This is a genomic window from Corynebacterium sp. HMSC22B11 (assembly GCF_001815965.1).
Taxonomy (GTDB): Bacteria; Actinomycetota; Actinomycetes; order Mycobacteriales; family Mycobacteriaceae; genus Corynebacterium.
In genome coordinates, this window is sequence record NZ_KV823480.1 from 32,446 (window position 1) to 54,547 (window position 22,102).

Consider the following 22,102-nt stretch of genomic DNA (forward strand, 5'->3'; position numbering starts at 1 on the left):
GCCCGACGTCCTGAAAAGACCAGTGACCGGTCCGGGAAGTCGGGGGAGTGGGCGTGGGCGCAGAGTTTGAAGGAATTTTCGTCAAAGCGGGAACCTTTCGGGTCCGTTAGTTGTCTAATACTTCTGACGGACCGATAACCGGTTCGCGAAAACATGGGGAGGGAACATGAGTTTTAGGACAGATGTCGCAACGATGACCGGGGCGGCCAGCAACGTTGACCAGGTCAACGCCAGCATCCAGGGGGAGCTGTCTCGGCTGCAGGGCATCGTCGCGGAAACCTCGGGCGTGTGGCGCGGCCAGGCGCAGGGGGCATTCCAGAACCTGATGGAGCGGTGGAACACCAGCGCCCGGGAGCTCAGCGAGGCGCTGAACAGCATCTCTGAGAACATCCGGGCCAACGCACGCTCCTTCGACGACACCGAGCTCGAGAACATGCAGGCATTCCGCTAAACCAGCGACTGATGCGGCCGCTTCCGCAACAGGGGCCGCACCGCACAGAGAAAATCCAGGGGGATTTGAGAATAATGATCAAGTACAACTTCGGCATGATCGCGCAGACAGCCGACGACATTAACCAGACCCGGGGGCGGATCAACGGCAATCTGGAGGACCTCAAGCAGCAGCTGCAGCCACTGGTTGCGGACTGGGAGGGCGAGTCCTCGGAGGCCTATCAGCAGGCGCAGCTGCGCTGGGACCGTGCGGCCGCTGAGCTCAACGAGGTGCTCGGCCAGATCAGCGTGACGGTCCGCCAGGCCAACGATCGCATGAGCCAGATCAACACCTCGGCGGCCCGCAGCTGGGCGTAGCGGGCGGCGTAACTGACCACACCAGCCCGATCAGCTGAACCGGCCGAAGCGCTTGGAAGCCTGAACCGGCTGCGCACGCACCCCGTGGGGAACTGTCCCTGCGGGGTGTTGCCGTGTGTGGGGGTGCAGTGAAGAGCGCGTGGGCAAGGGACACGACGCCACCGTTTTCCCGGGAAAGGGTCGTTCAAGAGGAGGACGTCGCCGTGCCCGGCGTTCCTGCGGATCGCACCGCGCGCGGTCGTGAGGCGCTCTGCTGGCGGGCCAGGAGGCGGGCGTAGCGACGTCCCAAAATTTGGCGTATGAGCTGCGGATAGCTAGGGTGTTAAAGGTTGCATAACGTGTCCTCGGGTCTCCACCGGCCGCCGAGGATCCTTGAGCAGCGGAAGAAACTGCCTCTGAGCAGTACATTGACCGCGCTCGAGCGCAGCTCTGGCTGGCAGTTCCGATTCGACCTACAGGAGTCCAACGTGACTACTTTCCACCCGAAGAGCGGTGACATTACCCGTAAGTGGTACGTCATCGACGCCACTGACGTGGTGCTGGGTCGCCTGGCCGTCACCGCAGCTGACCTGCTGCGCGGCAAGGGCAAGCCGACCTTCGCGCCGAATGTTGACTGCGGCGACAACGTCATCATCATCAACGCCGACAAGGTGCACATCTCCTCCAACAAGCGTGACCGCGAGATGCGCTACCGCCACTCTGGCTACCCAGGTGGCCTGAAGTCCATGACCCTGGGCCGTTCCCTGGAGCTGAACCCAGAGCGCGTCATCGAAGAGGCTGTCCGTGGCATGATGCCGCAGAACAAGCTGTCCAACGCTTCCGTTAAGAAGATTCGCGTCTTCGCCGGCTCCGAGCACCCGTACGCTGCTCAGAAGCCAGAGACCTACGAGATCAAGCAGGTGGCACAGTAATGGCTGAGAACTTCGACAACACCGAGGCCTTCGAGAACGAGGCCGCACAGTACACCTCCACCGACGCTGCCAACGAGGAGTTCGTGGCATCCATCGGTGACTCCCTCAACGTTGAGGGCCAGGAGGCCGAAGAGGCCGCACCGGCTGCTCCGCTGTACGAGGGCCCGATCCAGACCGTTGGTCGCCGTAAGCGCGCCATCGTCCGCGTCCGCATGGTTGAGGGCTCCGGCCAGATCACCTGCAACGGCCGCGCACTGGAGGACTACTTCCCGAACAAGCTCCACGAGCAGCTCATCAAGGATCCGCTGGTCCTGCTGGAGCGCGAGAACCAGTTCGACATCCAGGCAACCCTGTCCGGCGGCGGCCCGTCCGGCCAGGCTGGTGCGATGCGTCTGGCTATCGCCCGCGCCCTGAACAAGTACAACCCGGAGGAGCGCACCCAGCTGAAGAAGGCTGGCTTCCTGACCCGCGACGCTCGTGCTGTCGAGCGTAAGAAGGCAGGTCTGCACGGTGCACGTCGTGCCCCGCAGTACTCCAAGCGCTAAACCTTCAACGGTTTTACTGCCCCACACCCCCGCATCGGCTGTTTCGGCCGGTCGGGGGTTTCGGCGTTCCTGGGGTGGGAGTACGGGTGCATGCGCGGGATCCGGCCCAGGTGCAGGCGAGTCAAGGTGCGCGAGCCGCCCTGGGTGCTGAAACGGGCCGACTCCAGCTGCGGGGCTGGCCTCACGCCAACCCCAGCACTGCAGTTGCTAGGCTGTGGAGCCACAGGTCAAAAATAACGCAAGGGGTGCGGCCCCGACCGCCCCCAATCCGCGCAAATGCGCAGGTGGCAGATACTCGCCACCAGCCGTCGGGGCCGCTGAGAACACACCCTAAGAACCTGATCTAGTTCGTACTAGCGAAGGGATGCTCGCACAATGCACAACTCGAATCTGCCCACCCAGCCCACCCCGACCGGCTCCGCCACCGCCGCCAACGCCACCAACGCCAACCCAACCCCCGCGATCCCGCGCGTGCTCTCCATCGCGGGCACCGACCCCACAGGCGGCGCGGGCCAGACCGCGGACCTGAAGTCCATCGCAGCAGCCGGCGGCTTCGGCATGTCCGTCGTCACCGCCCTGGTCTCCCAGAACACCCACGGCGTGCAGGCCATCGCGGAGATCGACCACGACTTCGTCCGCAAGCAATTCGACTCCGTCTTCGGGGACGTCACCGTCGACGCCATCAAGATCGGCATGCTCGGCGACGCCGCGACCGTCGCCCTCGTCCGGGAGGCGCTGCGCGACAACCGGGCGCCCGTCGTCGTCCTCGACCCGGTCATGGTCTCCAGCTCCGGTCACCGCCTGCTGGAAGAGGACGCGGAAGAAGCGGTGCGCGGCCTGGTCGCGGACGTGGACGTCATCACCCCGAACGTCCCAGAACTCGCCGTCCTGACTGGGAAGGACGCCGCCACCGACTACGACGCCGCCGTCGCCCAAGCGCAGCCGCTCGCGCGGGAGAACGGCACCATCGTCATCGTCAAGGGCGGCCACCTCAGCGGGGAGCGCGCGGACAACGCCGTCGTGTACCCGGACGGGCGGGTCGACCGCGTGCCGACCTACCGCATCGATACGCGCAATACCCACGGCACCGGCTGCAGCCTCTCCTCGGCGCTGGCTACCCGCATGGGGCTCGGTGAGGACGCCGGGGCCGCGTTGCGCTGGTCGACCCGCTGGCTGCACGAGGCGATCGAGAACGGCGAGCAGCTGCAGGTCGGCGACGGCACCGGCTTCGGCCCCGTCGATCACAGTCATCGTTCCCGTCGGCTGGAGCAGGTCGCGAGCAGCGAGATCTGGCCGCACCTGCGCGGCGAGCTGCCGGAAGGTCAGGGCTACGCCGCCGCCCCGACCCCGCACCTGGAACCGGCGGGCCCGCACACCCGCCGCCTGTGGGAGCTGACGGGCCAGGTGTGGCAGGAGATCATGGAGCTGCCGTTCATCCGTGGGCTGGCTTCCGGGCGGCTGCCGGAGGAGGATTTCAACTTCTACCTCGCCCAGGACGCCCTGTACCTGAACCGCTACTCGCGCGCGCTGGCGGAGCTGTCCACCAAGGCCCCGGATTCGGCGGGCCAGGTGATGTGGGCGAATTCCGCGGCCGGCTGCATCGAGGGAGAGGCGGAGCTGCACCGCTCCTGGCTGGCGGGTCGTGGCATCGAGGACGCGTCCGCTAACCCGGTCGCGCCCTCCCCGGTCACGCTCGCGTACACGAACTTCCTGGTCGCGACAGCCGCCGTGGAGCCGTATGTGTGCGGTGTTGCCGGGGTGCTGCCGTGCTTCTGGCTGTATGCGGAGATCGGCCTGGAGCTGACGCGGGCGAACCACAGCGGCCACCCGTTTAAGGCGTGGCTGGATACTTACGCTGACGAGGAGTTCCTCTCCGGGGCGCGGGAGGCGATCCAGCGCACCGAGGCAGCCTTCGAGGCGGCGAGCGAGGCGGAGCGGGAGGCGGCGACGTCCGCGTATCTCAACGCTGCGGTTTACGAGCGGGAGTTCTTCGACCAGGCGGATCGCCGCTGGTAGCAGGCGGTGGCGCTCGTCCCCACAGCGTGGACGATGACGTCCGTCCCTTCCGCTTAGCTTTCGACGGGGACGTCCCTGCTGGTTAGGGCCCGCCCTTTGGCGCGCCACCGCACCCGCTCGCGCCGCAACCCGGTGGTGTCGCAGGCCTCTTGTAAGCTATTGAGCCATGGGAAGATTGTTCGGAACCGACGGTGTCCGTGGCCTTGCTAACGAGAAGCTGACTGCCCCGCTGGCTATGCGGCTGGGTGCGGCGGCGGCCCGGGTACTGACGGAAAAGAAGTCCACCGACCGCCGCCCGACCGCGATCATCGGCCGGGACCCGCGCGTGTCCGGGGAGATGCTGACTGCCGCCCTGTCCGCGGGCTTGGCTTCGCAGGGGGTGGACGTGCTGGACGTGGGCGTGCTGCCTACCCCGGCGGTTGCGTTCCTGACCGATGATTATGGCTCCGACATGGGGGTTATGGTCTCCGCGAGCCACAATCCGATGCCGGATAACGGCATCAAGTTCTTCGCCATCGGTGGGCGCAAGCTCGAGGACTGGATCGAGGACGAGATCGAGCAGGAGATGGGCAAGCTGCCGGAGGAAGGCCCCACCGGTGCGGCCATCGGCCGGGTTTTCGACCAGTCCCACAGCGCGCTGGACCGCTACCTGCACCACTTGCAGCAGGCGGTGCACACCCGCCTGGACGGCATCAAGGTCGTGGTGGACTGCGCCCACGGCGCGGCGTACCAGGCCGCCCCGATGGCCTACGGGGCCGCGGGCGCGGAGGTCGTCGCCGTGTCGAATAAGCCGAATGGCTACAACATCAACGACGGTGTTGGTTCCACGCACATCGACCAGCTGCAGAAGGCTGTCGTCGAGCATGGTGCGGACCTGGGCCTGGCGCACGACGGCGACGCCGACCGCTGCCTCGCCGTGGACGCGCAGGGCAACGTCGTTGACGGGGACCAGATCATGGCCGTCCTCGCGCTGTCGATGAAGGACGGCGGTGAGCTGAAGCGCAACACGCTGGTCGCGACGGTGATGTCCAACCTCGGGCTGAAGCTGGCGATGGAGCGCAACGGCATCACGCTGCGGCAGACGCAGGTGGGCGACCGTTATGTGGTGGAGGACCTGCGCGCTGGGGATTACTCCCTGGGTGGCGAGCAGTCCGGCCACATCGTGATCCCGGAGCACGGCACGACCGGGGACGGTCTGCTCACGGGGCTGTTCCTGATGGCGCGGATGGCGACGACGGGCAAGACGCTGGCGGAGCTGGCGTCCGCGATGCAGGTGTTGCCGCAGACGCTGATTAACGTGCCGGTGTCCAACAAGGCCGCGATCGCTGGTGACGAGCGGGTGAAGCAGGCCATCGCGAAGGCGGAGGAGGAGCTCGGCGAGACCGGCCGGGTGCTGCTGCGCCCGTCCGGCACCGAGGAGCTGTTCCGCGTGATGGTGGAGGCCGCGGATTCCGCGACGGCGCGCAAGATCGCCGGCCAGCTGGCCGCAGTCGTCGCCGAGGTGTAGCCGGGCGCGGGCCGGGGCTCAGTCTGCGCGTAGGCGTTGCATCCGGGCCTGGGGTTCGCGCCACGTGCCCACGAAGCCCCGCGGATTTCGGATTTTCGGGAACCTTTCGCCCCGTGGCGTTGTCTAATAGGGCGGAAGGTTTTTTGCTGCCCGGTGCCGGCCACGACCGGTAGGTGTTGGGCGCGATGCGCGAAGGGGGCGCGGGGGACGTGTCTGAGGGGTCGAAGTCGCTTGCGGTGGAGCCGCAGAAGCTGATCGAGTACGCGGAGCTGCTGGGGCGGCACCAGCAGTCCTGGTCGCAACTTTTGGCAGGTCAGCGGCCAGACATCGCGGCCGGTGCGTTCGGAGAGGGCTTGAGCGCGCAGGGGCACCGCATCGAGCGTGTGCTCGCGCAGCTGCATGAGCTGCGGCAACGCCAGTCCGAGCAGGTCGCAGCGGAGGCGCGGGCGGCCTCCAAGCTCGCCCGTGATGCCGAGGACGCCGACCACAGCGCGGCAGGTGCGATCGCTGAGGTGCTCCGATGAGGCAACAGCAGCGCGTGGAGCGCGCCATCAAGCAGCTAGCCAGTTACGGGGTCCCGGTGGGCCCTGCGGAGTCCGCCGCCGGATTCACCCGCGGCCTGGACCCGGATGCCCTGCAGTCCGCCGCCCATCTTCTGTTCCGGACGCCACCGCCGGTGCTCCAGGCGGACCCGAAGGATCTTGCGGGCTGCGGGGGCGTGCAACTAGCCCAGGCGTGTGCTGCGCAGCAGCAGTACGACCAGGGCTTGGTGCATGTTGCGGAGTCCGGCCGGGGTGCCACGGAGCTCATCGGCAACCTCTGTGAGCACACCGCCGCGGAGGTGGAGCGGATCGTCTCCCGCTTCGAGGACCAGGTGGAGCAGTCCCGCATCGCGTTGCCGGAGTGCCCGCCGGAGCTGCTGAAGGCGATGGGGGATTCGGCCCAGCGCGCGGTGTGCGAGCAGCTGGAACGCCGCAACAAGGCGCTCACCGAGGCGGCTGATCAGCTGGTCGTAGATTGCGAAGCGGCCGTGGCTGGCAGCGAGGGGGAGGTACAGCTCAGCACCACCGATCCGGCGGTGCTGGAGGCGGTGATCGGACAGGACGCCGCCGGTGGCCACGGTGAGCAGCCGGAGCAGGGCAGTGCGGTTGTTCAGGGCAGCCCGGAGGGGCAGGACGCCGCGCCGGTGGCCGGCACGGACTCGCCGGAACATGGAACCCCAGGGGCCGAGGATTCGGCAGCCGGAGCGGAACAGACGGAGGAGCCACCGCAGCCCCAGGAAGCCCCGAGTCCTGAGGCTGACGCGGCAGATCCAGGCAACGGTGATTCTGCGGCCCACGATGCAGGAGGAACCCCGACGGACGGCGGGGAGGGGCAGTCGGGTGATGAGGCACCCGTCGTCGAACTGGAGACCTCCGGGGCGCTGCCGCAGGACGTCGAGCCTGCCGAGGTGGCGGCCTGGAGCCCGGATATCTGGCTGGCCGAGGGCGCGGGCACCGCCCAGGCAGAGCAGGCTTTCCATGCTTCCGGCGATGGGGCGATCGGTGGGGTGAATGCTGAGCCCGGAGGCTCACCCGCGGTGAAGCCCGCGACCACCGGGATCACCCTGGAACGGACCTATGAGGTGGGGATTGAAAGGAGCGGGCAGTGGTAGACCGCGATAAGTACGAGGCGATCATGGGGGAGTTCCTCGCCCGCATGGACGAGGCAGCGACGGCCTTCGAGCGGGAGATGTCCCAGCACCGGGACACCCTGGAGAAGCTCGTGGAACGCCAAGCGCAGGCGGGGCAGGACGGCAAGAACACTCACGGGGGATTCGAGGCGAGCACCGCGGGTGGCCGGGAGGCAGCGGACCGGGCGGTCAGCGGCACGGCCGTCGATAGTGAAGAAACCGCGAGCCGCCGGGCGGGGGCCGAACGCCCCGGCCCGGGTCTGGCGGAGCGTGACCTCAAGCGGGCCGGCTGGTGCGTGCCCTCGAACCTCTTCGATTAGACGGCATTCGATTAGACGGCATTCGATTAGGAAAACTCACCACGCTACTCTGAATCCATGGCGTGCTTCGATACTCCGCTTATCAAGGCTTTCTTTGCGGACGAGACGATCCGGAACGCCCGAGCTCTCGACTACCCGGTCCAACTGAGGGATACTGCCCCTTTCGTCTACCGCACTACGATCGGGGGTGCGGAAGTGCAACTCGACGGAGCTATGTTTCCTGGTTGTAGCGACTGCAGTTGTGCCGATTTCCGGGCGGGGGACCTCTGTGCGCACCTATGCGCCGCTGCCGCCCATCATTTCTCGAACACAACGAATGAATTGGAGTTCTTCCTGCCGGACGCCTCTGCCGCGGTACGTCCAGAGCTTCTGGAACACCCGCTCTTTTATGAGCTGCGAATGGCCTTGGTGACCTACTCTCCGGCCTACGAAGAGCAGACACTGACCGAGACTATTTTGAATAAGGCTGTGCCGTGCCGCGGCAAAATAGCCGACGAAAAGATCGCAGCGGAGGTTCTTCGCCTTCTCAACGAGAGTTTCCGCTTTTTGAATGAAAAAGAGGACCCTGCGCTCGAAGCGCTCTTCGATCTTCTCGAGGAGTTGAATGCACCAGAAGGGGAGATCGAATCTCTGAGGGCACAATGGGAGTACCTGTGGGAGCCCCGCGATGACGAGTGGGAGTTTGAATGGCTCGATGACGAAGAAGAGGATTCTTGCTAGCTGACTCGAATCTGATCGAGCGCTCGCCGGCGCAAACATTCGGAAAGCTCACGTTGTGGTCAGAAAATGCCATGAAATTGACCGGAACGTGAGCTTTCCGAGATCGGAACATGTGCGCAGAGCGGGACTCTAAAACTGTGCGATTAAGCATTGTGACGCTACATACTCTCGAGGAATTCCTCGACACTGCCCCTGAAAGCGCCAAACGTGAGTGCCTGGTGGGCGTGTTCGGCTAGGTGAAGGCAACTATCCCTGCTGGGTTATCGCCTGGGCTGCTACCAGGCGATGGTCGGGAAGCGCAGCTAGCGGTCGTCCAGCTGCCTGAAGGTGATGTTGATCCGGCCTTCCTTGAGCCCGCATCCGTCGGGCAGGGTCTCTGGCCTGGTCTGGGGGACACCGTGGAAGGCGAGGCGTTTCGGTCCACCGAAGACGATGACGTCGCCGCTGATCAGGGTCACTTCATCCCACGGTTGATTGCGAGTCTCGGTGCTCCCGATGCGGAACAGGGCCTCATCACCGATGGACAGCGAGACGACCGGTGCCAGCGAGTTCTCGTTGCGGTCCTGGTGCATGCCCATGGTCGCGCCGGGCGGGTAGTAGTTGACCAGCGCCATGTCGGGTCGGAAAGTGTCCGCCCAGGCGGACAATGCAGCGTCGTAGCGTCCGGCGCTGGTCAGCGCCTGCCTAGCGATCTCCGCGAGGTTCTTCGGCACTTGGGGCACGCGATGCCCTGCGACGTGGGTGACGTAGCGGTACGTCGGTTCGGTCACCCACATGCGGCCCAGGTGCAGCATGAATACCTGCATGCGGCCGCTTTTCAGCTGCGGGCGGCTCATGCTCAACGGGGTGCCCGCCAGCTCACGGGCGATCTCACGGAGCTGGGAGACGACCGCGGCCTGCTGCCCAAGCTCGAGCCATCCCGGAAGGTGTACGACGCCAGGGGTGATGCGGGCGTCGTCACGCGGGAGGTCGTCGAAAAGCATGATGCCCCAGTCTAGGACGCCTCGTGCCGGCCCGCCCGAGCTAAAGGGAAGTGACATCAAACAAGGGATAGTGACCTCACGACGTGACCTATTGTCTTGTGGCCGGAATTGCGATAGTCTTGAATCAAGAATCTAAAAGTGATTCAAGGTTCGGGGGTGAGTGAAATGATTTCGGCAATTGAGAGCGCTCTTAGCTCTGCAGGCCTCTCGCAGCGTGACCTGGCCGCACGTACTGGACTTTCACAGTCAACGGTGCATCGCATACTCAAGGGGGAGCGGAACGTGAAGATGCCGGAGCTAATTCGCATCGCCGATGCAACTGGCTGCACCGTTGCGCAGCTCACGGGTGAAGGGGTTGCGAAACGTGTCGTGTGCGCGGCGCGCAGCACCAATGGAGCCAAGATGGAGGCAATGCGCCAGAGATTGCTCCACTTTATGGAGCTGGATGCCTACCTGGACGATCAAGCGATCGCGAAGGTCCTATGAACAGCTCGAACGAGACCCAAGCGAAAAAGGCAGCCCAAGAATTTCGCACTGCCCATGGGTTGGGCGTGCAACCACTAGGAGACCTGGTCGGGCTCGTCGAGCGATTCACGGGGTACGACGTCGCGGTTGTTGATGCGGATGCAGACGAACATGGGCTGACGATGTTTGATCCGGTGCGCGAACACATCCTTATTGGTGTGGCTCGCACCCGTCATCCGATGCGGCAGCGCAGCACTCTTGCACATGAGCTCGGGCACGTAATTTTCGAAGATTTCCGTGAAAACCTGCAAGGATCTCCAGTTGGAGGAGGCCCCAGACGTCCAGCTGAAGAGATCCGCGCCGATGCCTTCGCCCGGCACCTGTTGATCCCTCAAGAGGGCCTCAAGGCGTGGCTGGGGGCCGAGGAGCCTGTCTCAGAGGTGACACTCTCGCGGGTTGTGCAGCGTTACCTCGTGTCGCCAGCGATCGCTGCTATCGCGCTACGGGACACGGGTTATATCAATTCTGATTTAACGGAAAAGTGGCAGCAGATCTCCACTGGCGCCCTGGCGACGAAATACGGTTGGCGTGACTATTATCACGGACTCCAGGAGGAATCAGATCGGATCCGGGCGCCGCAGAAACTTTTAGCTCGCGCAACCAAGGGGTATATCGAAGGCGTGGTGAGCGCCCAAACCATTGCCACGCTGCGTGGCATTCCGGAGGCGGATCTGCTTGCTGAGTTCGCCGAAGCAGGAATTGCGCCGAAGCCTCAGCCCGACGATGAATTTGAGATTCAGCACTTGCCGCCTGTGAACGTGGATCTCAGCGGTTTGGAATAGATACGGTCATCGCGCATGCCGTCGTCGCTGCTGAACAGGGGAACGACATTATCGTCCTGATCGATGACGGAGAGGGACGCCGGATGGCAAATCAGGAGGCCCGCCGCCTTCAAAGGCTACGGGCGAGCGGATCCTCGGTCGGCAGCCTGGCGCTCATAAGTACGGTGACGGTTCTGAAAAATGCCGCCGGGAAAGAAGAGTTGCCGGATCGTTCGTCATTGCGGAAGCTGTACGCCCGGCTGCGCAGCCTTGATGACGGCTTAAAACCGCTGGAGGAGACAGGACTATTAGGCCTGGATGTGTGGAGATGAGAGGCCGGAGGAACCTACACCACAGTTCCGGCATCATCGGAAAACCGGAGCGCAGCCCTGCGCGTCCAGCAGCCAGCTAGCCCAGCCGGATGTTGCTCAGCGCTTCCTCAACGTCGATGTTCTCCGGCAGCTCGCGGTACAGCTCCAGCTGATCCTTCACGCTCGTGTCCTTCAGTTCCGCGCGAGGGTCGCGGAAAGCCTTGTACTTCCGGGACTCATCAGCCAGCACGAAACCAGTCATCAGGCCACGCACCGTCTCTTGTGCGGCGAACTCCGGCAGCCCAGAGCCCATCACCAGGCGGCGGCCGTAGTTCTCGTGGAAACCGGCCTGCGAGGCCTTATCCATCCGGCGGTACACAACTTCGCCCTGCCAGTTCGCGGCTAGGCGCTCCGGGTTGCCGGACGGGGCGGCGTGAATACCACCAGGGGAGAGCACCAGGCCCGGGGCATCCACGTGCTGCGCGGCGTCATACGGGCTCGGATTCGCATCAGCCGGGTACACAGCCATCACACCAGCCAGGGTCGGCTTGTCCCCATAAGAATCAAAGCTGTCCTTGACGTACTCGCGGGCCGTTGCCGCCAGCACCGCTGCCGCCGCGCCCATGCCGTGACCAGCCAGGTACAGCTTCGACGGGTGCACCGTCACGTTGCCCTGACCCAGCTTCACGCCAGCCAGGATCTGCAGGGAGGTCTCCAGGTCGGAGGCGAAGCCACGGTGGTTCGGCAGCACGCCGCGCTCCGTATCGGGAGCGGCCACGGCGAAACCCCAGCTCGCAAGGTGCCGCAACGTCGCGTGGTAGGCCTTCGCGCCCACCCGCCAGTCGTGTCCGAACGCGATGCCCGGGATGCCCTTGCCCTCGGCAGGGGTGTACACGCGGCCCGGGATGCCAGCGAAATTCAGGTCGCCGGTGAGCACCCGGTGCGGGCCACGCTTGCCGAGCCTTGGAACGAGGTTTTTCAAACTATCAGCCACGCAACTCACACTAGTAGAAACTGCTTCCGCATGGGCCAAGCAGGCGTGTATCGTTTCCATTTATGTGCGCAATCGTTGGATACGTAGGAAAGAACCAAGCCCTGGAAATCGGGCTCGATGCACTGCAGAGGATGGAGTACCGGGGCTACGATTCCGCCGGTATCGCCGTCAATAACGCAGAAGGTATCCGCGTAGAAAAAGCCGAGGGCAAGCTCAGCAACCTCGTCGAACGCATCGACATCATCGGCCGCGACACCCTGACCGGCAACACCTGCCTGGGGCACACCCGTTGGGCAACCCACGGTCGCCCGAACGACGTCAACGCGCACCCACACCTCTCCTTCGACGGCAAGGCCGCCATCGTCCACAACGGCATCATCGAGAACTTCGCCGCCCTGCGCGACGAGCTCGAGGCCCGCGGCATCGAACTGGTCTCGGACACGGACTCCGAGGTCGCCGCCCACCTGCTCGCCATCGAGTACAACGAGGGAGCCCACGCTGGGGACGTCAAGGCCTCCGCGCTCGCCGTTCTGCGCCGCCTGGAAGGTGCGTTCACTGTCCTGTTCACCCACGTTGACGAGCCGGGGCTCATCGTCGCCGGTCGCCGCAACACCCCGCTGATCGTCGGGGTCGGGGAGGACGGCATGTTCCTGGGCTCGGATGTTGCGGCCTTCATCGCCCACACTAAGAACGCCGTCGAGCTCGGCCAGGACAGCGCCGTCGCCATCACCGCCGATAACTACGAGATCATGGACTTCGACGGCGCCCCCGCCGAGGGCAGCCCGTTCACCATCGACTGGGACCAGGAGGCCGCCGAGAAGGACGGCTTCGACTCCTTCATGATGAAGGAAATCCACGAGCAGCCCGCCGCCGTCCGCGACACCCTGGCCGGCCGCTTCGTCGACGGCAAGGTCGTCCTCGACGAGCAGCGCCTCTCCGGCGACGACCTCCGCAACATCCAGAAGGTCTACGTCGTCGCCTGCGGTTCCGCCTACCACTCCGGGCTGCTGGCGAAGTACGCCATCGAGCACTGGGCCCGCATCCCCGTGGAGATCGAGGTCGCATCCGAGTTCCGCTACCGCGACCCGGTGCTGAACCAGCAGACCCTCGTCGTCGCCGTCTCCCAGTCCGGCGAGACCGCCGACACCCTGGAGGCCGTGCGCCACGCCAAGACCCAGGGTGCGCGCGTGTTGGCGGTGTGCAACACCAACGGCTCCCAGATTCCGCGCGAATCCGACGCGGTGCTCTACACCCACGCCGGCCCGGAGATCGGCGTTGCCTCCACCAAGGCCTTCCTCGCCCAGGTCGCGGCGAACTACGTGGTTGGCCTGGCTCTCGCCCAGGCACGCGGCACGATGTACCCCGACGAGATCGGTGACATCTACGACACCCTCGCCGAGCTGCCCACCAAGATCGAAAAGACCCTGGAGCTCGCCGAGCCGATCGAGCAGCTCGCCGAGGAGCTCGGGTCCGTGAAGACGATGCTCTTCCTGGGCCGCCACGTCGGCTTCCCGGTCGCGCTCGAGGGCGCATTGAAGCTCAAGGAACTGGCCTATATCCACGCCGAGGGCTTCGCCGCCGGCGAGCTCAAGCACGGCCCGATCGCCCTGATTGAGGACGACCTGCCGGTGGTCGTCGTCGTCCCGTCCCCGACGGGCCGCCCGGTGCTGCACTCCAAGATCGTGTCCAATATCCAGGAGATCCGCGCCCGAGGTGCGAAGACGATCGTCATCGCGGAGGAGGGCGACGAGGCGGTGCGCCCGTACGCCAACTGGCTGCTGGAGATCCCGGCCACCGGCACGCTGATGCAGCCGCTGCTGTCCACCGTCCCGCTGCAGTTCCTGGCCGCGGACATCGCCCGCCAGTGCGGCAACGAGGACATCGACAAGCCGCGCAACCTGGCCAAGTCCGTCACCGTGGAGTAGTCCGCGGGGCGCCCGGGCTACTCCGCTTTCACTTCACCCACCACCACGTTTCACCATCTCACCCGGAACGTTTTCCATCACCACACAGGAGCTTCGCCCCATGCCGAATTTTTTGGACGACACCCCGCCCGGCGAGTTGCTCGCCGCACGCGATTGCCTGGTCGCGGCCGGGGAGGTCTGGCCCTCCCCGCAACCACTGGAGGATAAGTACGCCGGTGTGGTGGGCATTTTCGCAGGCTCCGATACGTTCCCGGGGGCCGCGCTGCTGGCGCTCAAGGCGGCGGTGAAATCCACCGCTCCGATGGTGCGCTACGCAGGCCCCGTGGACCCACGCCTGATCGCCCTGGCCCTGCCGGAGGTGGTCAGCGCCCCACGCCCGGAGAAGGCCGGGAGGGTGCAGGCCTGGGTCGCAGGCCCCGGGATCGACGAAAACTCGCCGGAAGCGCTGAACATCCTGGACTGGCTGGTGCGCCAGCCCGAACCCCTGCTGCTGGACGCCTCGGCGCTGCAGCTGGCGGCGAAGAATACGCAGCTGCTGCGCGGGATTATCAACCGCCGCACCACCGGCCGGGCGACCGTCCTGACCCCACACGCCGGGGAATTCGCTGCCCTCGCGCGGGCGCTGGGCAACGAGGAGCAGGCCGAGGCCGCGGCCGTCGACCAGGATTTTGACCGCCGCCGCACCGCGTGCGCCTGGCTGGCCCGACAGACCAAGTCGGTGGTGCTGCTCAAGGGGCGGCACACCATCGTCTCCGATGGGGATGTCGCCTGGGGCGTGGACGCAGGCCACTCCTGGTCCGCCACGCCCGGCTCCGGGGACGTGCTGGCGGGCATCGCTGGTGCTGTGATTGCGGCGGCCGAAGAGGCTCCGCTGCTGCACTGCATCCTGGGCGCGGTGGCGGTGCACGCGGTGGCGGCACTCCGTGCCGCGGAGACCCCGGAGGGCGTTGCGCCGATCTCGGCGTCCGACATCGTGGAGAGCATCCACACCGTGGTCGCCGTCGCGCTCCGCCACGCGCATGAAGACGCCGACGGCGACTAGCCTTAAGGCCATGACCCACACCCCGAAGGACACAACGGGTCGCGGCGAGCTCATCCAGCTCATCGTCGACCTTCCAGCACTGGCCACCAACACCCGCTTCTTCGCGGACTTCGTCGCGCCTGCCCAACTCATGGCGGTCGTGAAGGCCGATGGCTACAACCACGGCGCGCTGCGTATCGCGCAGACCGCGCTGGATCACGGCGCTGCGGTGCTGGGGGTGGCTACTGTCCCGGAGGCTCTGTTACTTCGCGGCGAAGGCCCTGTGAAGGACGGCGAGCCGGCCACCATCTTCGCCTGGATGTGGGAACCGGCTATGGACCTCACCCCGGCCTTCGAGGCCGAGCTGACCCTGGGCGTGCCCTCCCTGGCACACGCCCGCAGCCTCATCGACCAGGCCCGCTCCTGGCAGGGCAAAGCATGCCCGGTGGTCGGCGTGATGGCCGATACCGGTATGTCCCGCTCCGGGATCAGCCCGGCCGAATGGCAGGAAACCATCGCGCTGCTCGCCGCCGCAGAGAAGGAGGGGCTCATCGCGGTGGACGGGGTGTTCACGCACTTGGCGTCCGCGGATGAGGACACGCAGCGCGCCGTGACCGACCGGCAGCACCAGCGCTTCCAGCAAGCCATCGCCGACTGCCGGGCCGCGGGCATGGCAGTGCCCCGCAACCACATCGCCAACACCCCGGCAACGCTGACCCGCCCGGATATGCACCACGAGCTCGTGCGCCCTGGCCTCGGCGTCTACGGCGTGGACCCGGTGGCAGGCGGAACCCCCACCGGGGCAGCGGAGAACGCCGTACCGGGACTACCGGACGTCCTGCCCCTCCAGCGGACGATGAGCATGCGCGCGAAGGTCATCACCACCCGCGTCGTCCCGAAGGGCGAATCCGTCAGCTACGGCGGCATCTGGACCGCCCCGGAGGACACGCGCACTGCCGTCGTCGCCGCAGGCTACGCGGACGGGGTGCCACGGTCGGCGTCCGGAAAGATGCAGGTCAGCATCAACGGCGAGAGCTACCAGCAGGTCGGGAGGATCTGCATGGACCAGTTCGTCGTCGCCCTGGGTCCCGCCGAGAGCGCTGCCGCCGAGGCCGTGCAGCCGGGCGACTGGGCCGTGATCTTCGGCGACCCGGCAGCAGGGGAGCCCGGCGCGGAGGACCTGGCAGCCGCCGCCGATACCATCCCCTATGAGATCGTCACGATGCCGCGCGGGCCACGCGTCCAGCGGGTCGTCGTGGACGTGGAAGGCGAGGAACACGTTGTCGAACGCTAAGGCTGGCAGCGGGGTGGACCTGGGCGAGGTAAAGGGGAACGCGCATGCCCGGACCCCCGAAGACATGCGTGCCATCGGCCGCGAGCTGGGGGAGCAGCTCGCCGCGGGCACCGTCGTGATCCTCACCGGGCCACTCGGGGCGGGCAAAACCACCATCACGCAGGGTATTGCCGAGGGGCTGGCGGTCAAGGGGCGCGTGCAGTCGCCGACCTTCACCATCGTGCGCACCCACAAGCCCGGGGCGCGCGGCATTCGGCTGCTGCACATGGATGCCTACCGCCTGCTCGGCGAGGGCGTGGCCGAGTCCATCGCGCCGGGCGAGCAGCTCTCCCGCGACGACGTCCTGGACACGCTGGAGTCCCTGGATATCGACGCCGACCTGGACGACGCCGTGCTCGTCGCCGAATGGGGGCGCGGGGTCGTGGAGGAGCTCGCGGACCGGGTCCTGGACGTGGAGATCATGCGCGCCGTGGGTGCTGAGGGAGATGATGACAGCGACGTCGCGACCGCGGACGTCAACGGTGATGGCTCGGACGTCGTAGATGGCGACCTCGCGGACGGCGGGGTCATCGACATGACCGACGGCGACGAGGACGACCCGCGCGAGGTCCACTGGCGCTGGCGCGAGTAGCTGGTGCTGTCGGCGCGGGGGACGTCGGCGTCGTAGCGTGCGCTGGATGAGCGCGAAAGGCGTGTCTGCGCGGGGTAGTACACTAACCCCATGCTCGTGCTCACGATTGATACCGCCACGTCCTACGTTGTTTCTGGCCTCGTTGAGGTCAACCGTCGGGCGGGCAGTTGGGGCACGTTCGAGTACTCCGCGACCACGCTCACGCAGCGGGTGCAGCGCAACCCGCGCGGCCACATGGAGCTGCTTGTGCCGCATATTCAGGAGTCCCTCGCGGAGGCGGGGCTGCGGCCACGGGACGTCGAGGCGGTGGTCGTCGGCACTGGTCCGGGGCCGTTTACGGGGCTGCGCGTCGGGATGGCGACGGGGGCGGCGTTCGCGGACGCGATCGGTGTTCCGGTGTTCGGGGTGGATTCGTTGTCCGCCACCGCTGCCAGTGTTGCGGCTGGTCACCAGGAATGCCTCGTTCTTTCCGACGCCAGAAGGCGCGAGTGGTACTCCGCCACCGCCACCGAGGCCGGTCGGCTGGTCGCTGGGCCCGCGGTGGGCAAGCCCGCGGACGTGCTGGCTGAGCACGGCTCCAAGCCCATCGCGGTGGCGCTGACCGCCGAGGTGGCGCGTGCGATCGAGAAGCTTGAGGGGGAGGAGAAGGCCGCGACCGAGGCCTGGCGCATCATCACGGAGGATGCGTACCCCACGCCCGAGGGGCTGGCGCTGGCGGGCGCGGATCAGCTGTGGTGGCTCGAGGGGGAGGGCCACTTTGTGGAGCGGCTGGGGCGCCCGCTGGTGGCGCAGTATTTGCGCCGGCCGGATGCCGCGGAGCCGAAGCGCAAGGAGCGCACTGCCGCGGTGAACTTCGCCGCGGCCGCTGAGGATGTGGCGGCTTTTGATCGGCTGGAGGCTGAGCAGCGGGCGGCGGAGGCCGCGCCGGAAGGGGCGATGACCGAAGCAGCGGGTGTCGGCGCCGAGTCTGCGAATGCTGAGGCTGCGAAGGCCGAGGCGGCGGATGCTGAAGCTGGGAATGTCGAACCTGCGGATGCTGAACCCGCGAATGCTGAACTCACAGTGGAGCTGCTGACCCTGGATCGCGCATCCCTGGCTGACCTGGAGGAGATGGCGCGGATCGAGCAGGAACTCTTCAGCGAAGAATCCCCCTGGTCCCTGGAGGCCTTCCGCGCTGAGCTCGCCAACCCCCGCAACTACTACGTCGCCCTGCGGGTGGCAGGCCAGCTGCAGGGCTATGCGGGCATCGCGCTCAACGGGACGCCCGCGGACCCGGAGTGGGAGATCCACACCGTGGCGCTGTCCCCGGAGCAGCAAGGCAAGGGCCACTCGCGGCTGCTGATGGACAAGCTCTTCGAGCCTCTGCAGGTCATCGGCGGGCCGGTGTACCTCGAGGTCCGCGACGGCAACGCCCCGGCCGTGGGGCTCTACGAAAGCTATGGCTTCGCGGTCACCGGCCGCCGTAAGGGCTACTACCAGCCCTCCGGGGCCGATGCCCTCACCATGTTCCGCCCCGACGAGAAGCGCCCAGATCAGGTCGAGGAGGGCGTGCCGGGGAGCGCTACTGATGCTGCAGAGTCCATGCTCGTCATGGGTATTGAAAGTTCCTGCGACGAGACCGGTGTTGGCGTCGTGCGCATGAGCGCGCCTGCCGGTGACCAAGAGGAAACAGGCAGCGCCCCGGTCGTCGAGGAACTCGTCAACCAGGTCGCCAGCTCCATGGAACAGCACGCCCGCTTCGGTGGCGTGGTCCCGGAGATCGCCAGCCGCGCCCACCTGGAGGCCATGCAGCCCACCATGCGGGCGGCGATGCGCAGCCTGCAGAAGCAGACCCGCATCGGCCAGCGCCCGGACGCCGTCGCCGTGACCATCGGACCTGGGCTCGCCGGCGCGCTCATGGTTGGTGCCGCCGCGGCCAAGGCCTACGCCGCCGCCTGGGAGGTGCCGTTTTACGCGGTGAACCACCTGGGCGGGCACGTCGCCGTCGAGGCGCTGACGAAGGAGGGCCGCGAGCCGCTGAAGAATGCCATCGCGCTGCTCGTCAGCGGCGGGCACACCCAGATCCTGCAGGTCGACGGCGTGGGTAAGCCCATGACGGAGCTCGGCAGCACCCTCGATGATGCCGCCGGTGAGGCCTATGACAAGGTCTCCCGCCTCCTCGGGCTCGGCTACCCGGGCGGGCCAGTGATCGACCGGCTCGCCCGCCAGGGCAACCGCAAGGCCATCGCCTTCCCGCGTGGCATGATGCGACCGCAGGACTCCCGCTACGACTTCTCCTTCTCCGGGCTGAAGACCGCCGTCGCGCGCTTCGTCGAGCGCGCCGAAGCCGCCGGGCAGGTGGGGGAGAACGCCATCCCGGTGGAGGACGTCTGCGCCTCCTTCCAGGAGGCCGTGGCCGACGTGCTCACCGCCAAGGCACTGCGCGCCTGCGAGGACACCGGTGCGAAGGTGCTGCTGCTCGGCGGGGGAGTCTCCGCGAACTCCCGGCTGCGCGGGCTGGCCGCCGACCGCTGCCGCGACGCCGGGGTGGAGCTGCGCATCCCACCGCTGCCGCTGTGCACCGATAACGGGGTGATGATCGCCGCCTTGGCCGCGCAGCTCATCAGTGAAGGCGCCCAACCGACCGCAATGTCCGTCGGCACCGACCCGGCCCTCGAGGTGGAGGTCCCGATCCTCACGGACTAGGTGGAAGATACGGGCCAGCGGTGGCGGGGGCGCCATCCGGGCGGGGCGTCGGACCCCACCGCCGAAACAGACGGACCAGCGGTGGTGGTGGCGTCGTCGTCAAAGAAAAAGAGGGGGACAAAGAACGGGAACGGGAGGGGCAGCGCCGGCGACTGAAACACGACGAGCGACCATCGCGCCACGCTGAGCAAGCCCGAGCAAGCCTGAGTAAGCCCGACTCAACCGGCGCTGTTGAGGCTTAGCACTTGGGTGGGTAGAGTGCTAGTCAGGTTGTTTGACACACAGTTGTTCACCCGCGACGACGGCTGTGCACGGAAAACAAACCGGCACAAAAGAACCAAGCCCCAATCAACGGGGGCACAAAGAAACCTTGAGGAATACACGGAGGTATTCAACGTGGCTAACGTCAACATCAAGCCGCTCGAGGACCGCGTTCTGGTCCAGATCGTCGAAGCAGAAACCACCACTGCATCCGGCCTGGTGATCCCAGATTCCGCACAGGAGAAGCCACAGGAAGCAACCGTCGTCGCAGTCGGCCCGGGCCGTTGGGCAGACGATGACGACCGCATCCCGATGGACGTCAAGGAAGGCGACACCGTCATCTTCTCCAAGTTCGGCGGCACCGAGCTGAAGTACGAGAGCCAGGAGTACCTGCTGCTCAACCAGCGCGACATCCTCGCCGTCATCGAAAAGTAAGCGGGTAACGCATGTCCAAACTCATCGCATTTGATCAAGAAGCCCGCCAGGGCCTCCAGAAGGGTGTCGACACGCTCGCTGACGCGGTGAAGGTGACGCTCGGCCCGCGCGGCCGCAACGTCGTGCTGGACCGTGCCTTCGGTGGCCCACTGGTCACCAACGACGGCGTGACCATCGCCCGCGACATCGACCTCGAAGACCCCTTCGAGGACCTCGGTGCACAGCTGGTGAAGTCCGTCGCCATCAAGACCAACGACATCGCAGGCGACGGCACCACCACCGCCACCCTGCTGGCCCAGGCGCTCATCAACGAGGGCCTGCGCAACGTCGCCGCCGGCGCCAACCCGATCGCGCTGAACCGCGGCATCGCCACCGCCTCCGAGAAGGTCGTGGAGCTGCTGAAGGAGCGCGCACAGGAAGTTTCCGACGCCGCTGCGATCGCCAACGTCGCCACCGTCTCCTCCCGCGACGAGTCCATCGGCACGATGGTCTCCGACGCCTTCGAGAAGGTCGGACGCGACGGCGTGGTCACCGTCGAGGAGTCCCAGTCCCTCGAGGACGAAGCCACCGTCACCGAAGGCCTCTCCTTCGACAAGGGCTTCCTGTCCCCGTACTTCGTCACCGACACTGACTCCGGTCAGGCCGTCCTGGAGAACCCGCTGGTCCTGCTGGTCCGCGAGAAGATCTCCAGCCTGCCGGACTTCCTGCCAGTCCTGGAGCAGATCGCCCAGTCCGGCAAGGAAGTACTGATCATCGCCGAGGATATCGAGGGCGAGCCTCTGCAGATGCTGGTGGTCAACTCCATCCGCAAGTCCCTGAAGGTCGTGGGCGTGAAGTCCCCGTACTTCGGCGACCGCCGCAAGGCATTCATGGATGATCTGGCCATCGTCACCGGCGCCACCGTCGTCGATAAGGAGCTCGGCGGGAAGCTGTCCGCCGTCACCCTGGACGACATGGGCACCGCGCGCCGCATCACCGTCACGAAGGACGAGACTGTCATCGTCGACGGCGGCGGTTCGCAGGACGCTGTGGCTGAGCGCCGCACCCAGTTGCGTCGGGACATCGAGAACACCGACTCGAACTGGGACCGCGAGAAGCTCGAGGAGCGCCTCGCGAAGCTCTCCGGCGGCGTGGCTGTGCTGCGCGTCGGTGGCGCGACCGAGACCGAGGTCAACGAGCGCAAGCTGCGCGTTGAGGATGCGATCAACGCGGCACGTGCCGCGGCGCAGGAGGGCGTGATCGCCGGTGGCGGTTCCGTGCTCGTGCAGATCGCTGAGGAGATCGACAAGCTGGCTGCTGCTGAGGCCGGCGACGAGGCCGTGGGCATGAAGACCCTGGCTAAGGCGCTGCGCCGCCCGGCGTTCTGGATCGCTGAGAACGCTGGCCTCGATGGGGCAGTGGTGGTCTCCAAGACCGCGGAGCAGGAGAATGGCTCCGGCTTCAACGCTGCGACCCTCGAGTACGGCAACCTGCTGGAGCAGGGCATCATCGACCCGGTGAAGGTCACGCACAGCGCCGTCGTGAACGCCACCTCTGTGGCGCGCATGGTGCTGACCACCGAGACCGCTGTGGTTGATAAGCCAGAGAAGGTTGAGCCTGCCGCCGGTGGCCACCAGCACTAGTTGCTAGGGCGCTCTTGGGTGCTCTGGGGTGGCGCTGGGCGCTCGGAAAATGAGCGCCCTGCGGGATGCTCTGGGGTGGCGTGCCCTGAGGATGCTCTGGGGTGGCGCTAGAAACGCGCCCTGGGGATGCTCTTGGGTGGCGCGCCCTGCGCAACC

General features: G+C 66.4%; 22 protein-coding genes and 1 riboswitch. Of the genes, 20 read left to right on the forward strand and 2 right to left on the reverse strand.

From position 1 onward, the window contains the following. The first annotated feature begins 166 nt into the window (after positions 1 to 166). From HMPREF3088_RS02810 to HMPREF3088_RS02855, 10 genes are all read left to right on the forward strand, one after another. Positions 167 to 451: a WXG100 family type VII secretion target gene (locus HMPREF3088_RS02810; RefSeq protein WP_012359626.1), complete on the forward strand. Its 285-nt coding sequence runs from the start codon at positions 167 to 169 to the stop codon at positions 449 to 451. A 74-nt stretch (positions 452 to 525) separates the two neighbouring features. After that, positions 526 to 807, forward strand: a complete 282-nt coding sequence (locus tag HMPREF3088_RS02815; protein WP_012359627.1) for a WXG100 family type VII secretion target — start codon at positions 526 to 528, stop codon at positions 805 to 807. A 467-nt stretch (positions 808 to 1,274) separates the two neighbouring features. Beyond that, positions 1,275 to 1,718, forward strand: a complete 444-nt coding sequence (rplM, locus tag HMPREF3088_RS02820) for a 50S ribosomal protein L13 (RefSeq protein WP_070758407.1) — start codon at positions 1,275 to 1,277, stop codon at positions 1,716 to 1,718. Further along, positions 1,718 to 2,263 (forward strand): 30S ribosomal protein S9, encoded by a 546-nt coding sequence (gene rpsI, locus HMPREF3088_RS02825; RefSeq protein WP_070758321.1) that lies wholly within the window; start codon positions 1,718 to 1,720, stop codon positions 2,261 to 2,263. The genes rplM and rpsI overlap by 1 nt, the downstream gene beginning before the upstream one ends. Before the next feature lie 231 nt (positions 2,264 to 2,494). Continuing rightward, positions 2,495 to 2,645, forward strand: a riboswitch (TPP riboswitch). Continuing rightward, positions 2,639 to 4,279, forward strand: coding sequence for a bifunctional hydroxymethylpyrimidine kinase/phosphomethylpyrimidine kinase (locus HMPREF3088_RS02830; protein ID WP_083317306.1), 1,641 nt, complete (start codon positions 2,639 to 2,641; stop codon positions 4,277 to 4,279). Its footprint overlaps the riboswitch before it by 7 nt. Positions 4,280 to 4,445: 166 nt before the next feature. Beyond that, positions 4,446 to 5,786, forward strand: coding sequence for a phosphoglucosamine mutase (gene glmM / locus HMPREF3088_RS02835; protein WP_070758322.1), 1,341 nt, complete (start codon positions 4,446 to 4,448; stop codon positions 5,784 to 5,786). A 209-nt stretch (positions 5,787 to 5,995) separates the two neighbouring features. Further along, entirely contained in the window at positions 5,996 to 6,310 is a 315-nt protein-coding gene (locus tag HMPREF3088_RS02840; RefSeq protein WP_246818013.1) for a hypothetical protein, read from the forward strand. Continuing rightward, a complete protein-coding gene (locus HMPREF3088_RS02845) occupies positions 6,307 to 7,440 on the forward strand; it encodes a hypothetical protein (RefSeq protein ID WP_070758324.1) in 1,134 nt (377 codons plus the stop codon). Before HMPREF3088_RS02840 ends, HMPREF3088_RS02845 begins: the two co-directional genes overlap by 4 nt. Then, entirely contained in the window at positions 7,434 to 7,778 is a 345-nt protein-coding gene (locus HMPREF3088_RS02850; RefSeq protein WP_070758325.1) for a hypothetical protein, read from the forward strand. Before HMPREF3088_RS02845 ends, HMPREF3088_RS02850 begins: the two co-directional genes overlap by 7 nt. A gap of 195 nt (positions 7,779 to 7,973) precedes the next feature. Next, the gene (locus tag HMPREF3088_RS02855; RefSeq protein WP_168167036.1) at positions 7,974 to 8,498 is read left to right on the forward strand and encodes a hypothetical protein; all 525 of its coding nucleotides are present in this window, start codon (positions 7,974 to 7,976) and stop codon (positions 8,496 to 8,498) included. A 302-nt stretch (positions 8,499 to 8,800) separates the two neighbouring features. Here the strand turns inward: HMPREF3088_RS02855 and HMPREF3088_RS02860 are convergent, their stop codons facing one another. Further along, on the reverse strand, positions 8,801 to 9,481 hold the full coding sequence (locus HMPREF3088_RS02860) for an alpha-ketoglutarate-dependent dioxygenase AlkB family protein (protein WP_070758327.1): 681 nt from the start codon (positions 9,479 to 9,481) through the stop codon (positions 8,801 to 8,803). 165 nt (positions 9,482 to 9,646) lie between these two features. On the opposite strand from HMPREF3088_RS02860, the gene HMPREF3088_RS02865 reads away from it, so the two are divergent. The 3 genes from HMPREF3088_RS02865 (at position 9,647) to HMPREF3088_RS10345 (ending at position 11,099) form a co-directional block, all read left to right on the forward strand. Next, positions 9,647 to 9,967 (forward strand): helix-turn-helix domain-containing protein, encoded by a 321-nt coding sequence (locus tag HMPREF3088_RS02865; RefSeq protein WP_070758329.1) that lies wholly within the window; start codon positions 9,647 to 9,649, stop codon positions 9,965 to 9,967. Beyond that, positions 9,964 to 10,788, forward strand: a complete 825-nt coding sequence (locus tag HMPREF3088_RS02870; protein WP_070758331.1) for an ImmA/IrrE family metallo-endopeptidase — start codon at positions 9,964 to 9,966, stop codon at positions 10,786 to 10,788. The genes HMPREF3088_RS02865 and HMPREF3088_RS02870 overlap by 4 nt, the downstream gene beginning before the upstream one ends. Positions 10,789 to 10,871: 83 nt before the next feature. Further along, positions 10,872 to 11,099, forward strand: coding sequence for a hypothetical protein (locus HMPREF3088_RS10345; protein WP_187441110.1), 228 nt, complete (start codon positions 10,872 to 10,874; stop codon positions 11,097 to 11,099). Positions 11,100 to 11,175: 76 nt separating this feature from the next. Here HMPREF3088_RS10345 and HMPREF3088_RS02875 read toward each other — a convergent pair whose 3' ends face one another. Then, a complete protein-coding gene (locus HMPREF3088_RS02875) occupies positions 11,176 to 12,132 on the reverse strand; it encodes a dienelactone hydrolase family protein (protein ID WP_070758332.1) in 957 nt (318 codons plus the stop codon). 2 nt (positions 12,133 to 12,134) lie between these two features. Between HMPREF3088_RS02875 and glmS the strand changes: the two genes are divergently transcribed. The 7 genes from glmS (at position 12,135) to groL (ending at position 21,946) form a co-directional block, all read left to right on the forward strand. Beyond that, positions 12,135 to 13,997, forward strand: coding sequence for a glutamine--fructose-6-phosphate transaminase (isomerizing) (glmS, locus tag HMPREF3088_RS02880; protein ID WP_070758334.1), 1,863 nt, complete (start codon positions 12,135 to 12,137; stop codon positions 13,995 to 13,997). A gap of 100 nt (positions 13,998 to 14,097) precedes the next feature. Further along, the gene (locus HMPREF3088_RS10640) at positions 14,098 to 15,039 is read left to right on the forward strand and encodes an ADP-dependent NAD(P)H-hydrate dehydratase (RefSeq protein WP_083317307.1); all 942 of its coding nucleotides are present in this window, start codon (positions 14,098 to 14,100) and stop codon (positions 15,037 to 15,039) included. 10 nt (positions 15,040 to 15,049) lie between these two features. Then, entirely contained in the window at positions 15,050 to 16,312 is a 1,263-nt protein-coding gene (gene alr / locus HMPREF3088_RS02890) for an alanine racemase (RefSeq protein ID WP_246818014.1), read from the forward strand. Further along, positions 16,299 to 16,943, forward strand: a complete 645-nt coding sequence (gene tsaE, locus HMPREF3088_RS02895) for a tRNA (adenosine(37)-N6)-threonylcarbamoyltransferase complex ATPase subunit type 1 TsaE (protein WP_070758337.1) — start codon at positions 16,299 to 16,301, stop codon at positions 16,941 to 16,943. Before alr ends, tsaE begins: the two co-directional genes overlap by 14 nt. 90 nt (positions 16,944 to 17,033) lie before the next feature. Beyond that, positions 17,034 to 19,628 carry a tRNA (adenosine(37)-N6)-threonylcarbamoyltransferase complex transferase subunit TsaD gene (gene tsaD, locus HMPREF3088_RS10080; protein WP_083317308.1) on the forward strand — a complete coding sequence of 865 codons (2,595 nt, stop codon included), beginning with the start codon at positions 17,034 to 17,036 and terminating at the stop codon, positions 19,626 to 19,628. 396 nt (positions 19,629 to 20,024) lie between these two features. After that, positions 20,025 to 20,324: a co-chaperone GroES gene (groES, locus tag HMPREF3088_RS02905; protein ID WP_070758339.1), complete on the forward strand. Its 300-nt coding sequence runs from the start codon at positions 20,025 to 20,027 to the stop codon at positions 20,322 to 20,324. Positions 20,325 to 20,335: 11 nt separating this feature from the next. Beyond that, positions 20,336 to 21,946: a chaperonin GroEL gene (groL, locus tag HMPREF3088_RS02910; protein ID WP_070758341.1), complete on the forward strand. Its 1,611-nt coding sequence runs from the start codon at positions 20,336 to 20,338 to the stop codon at positions 21,944 to 21,946. Positions 21,947 to 22,102 lie beyond the last annotated feature (156 nt).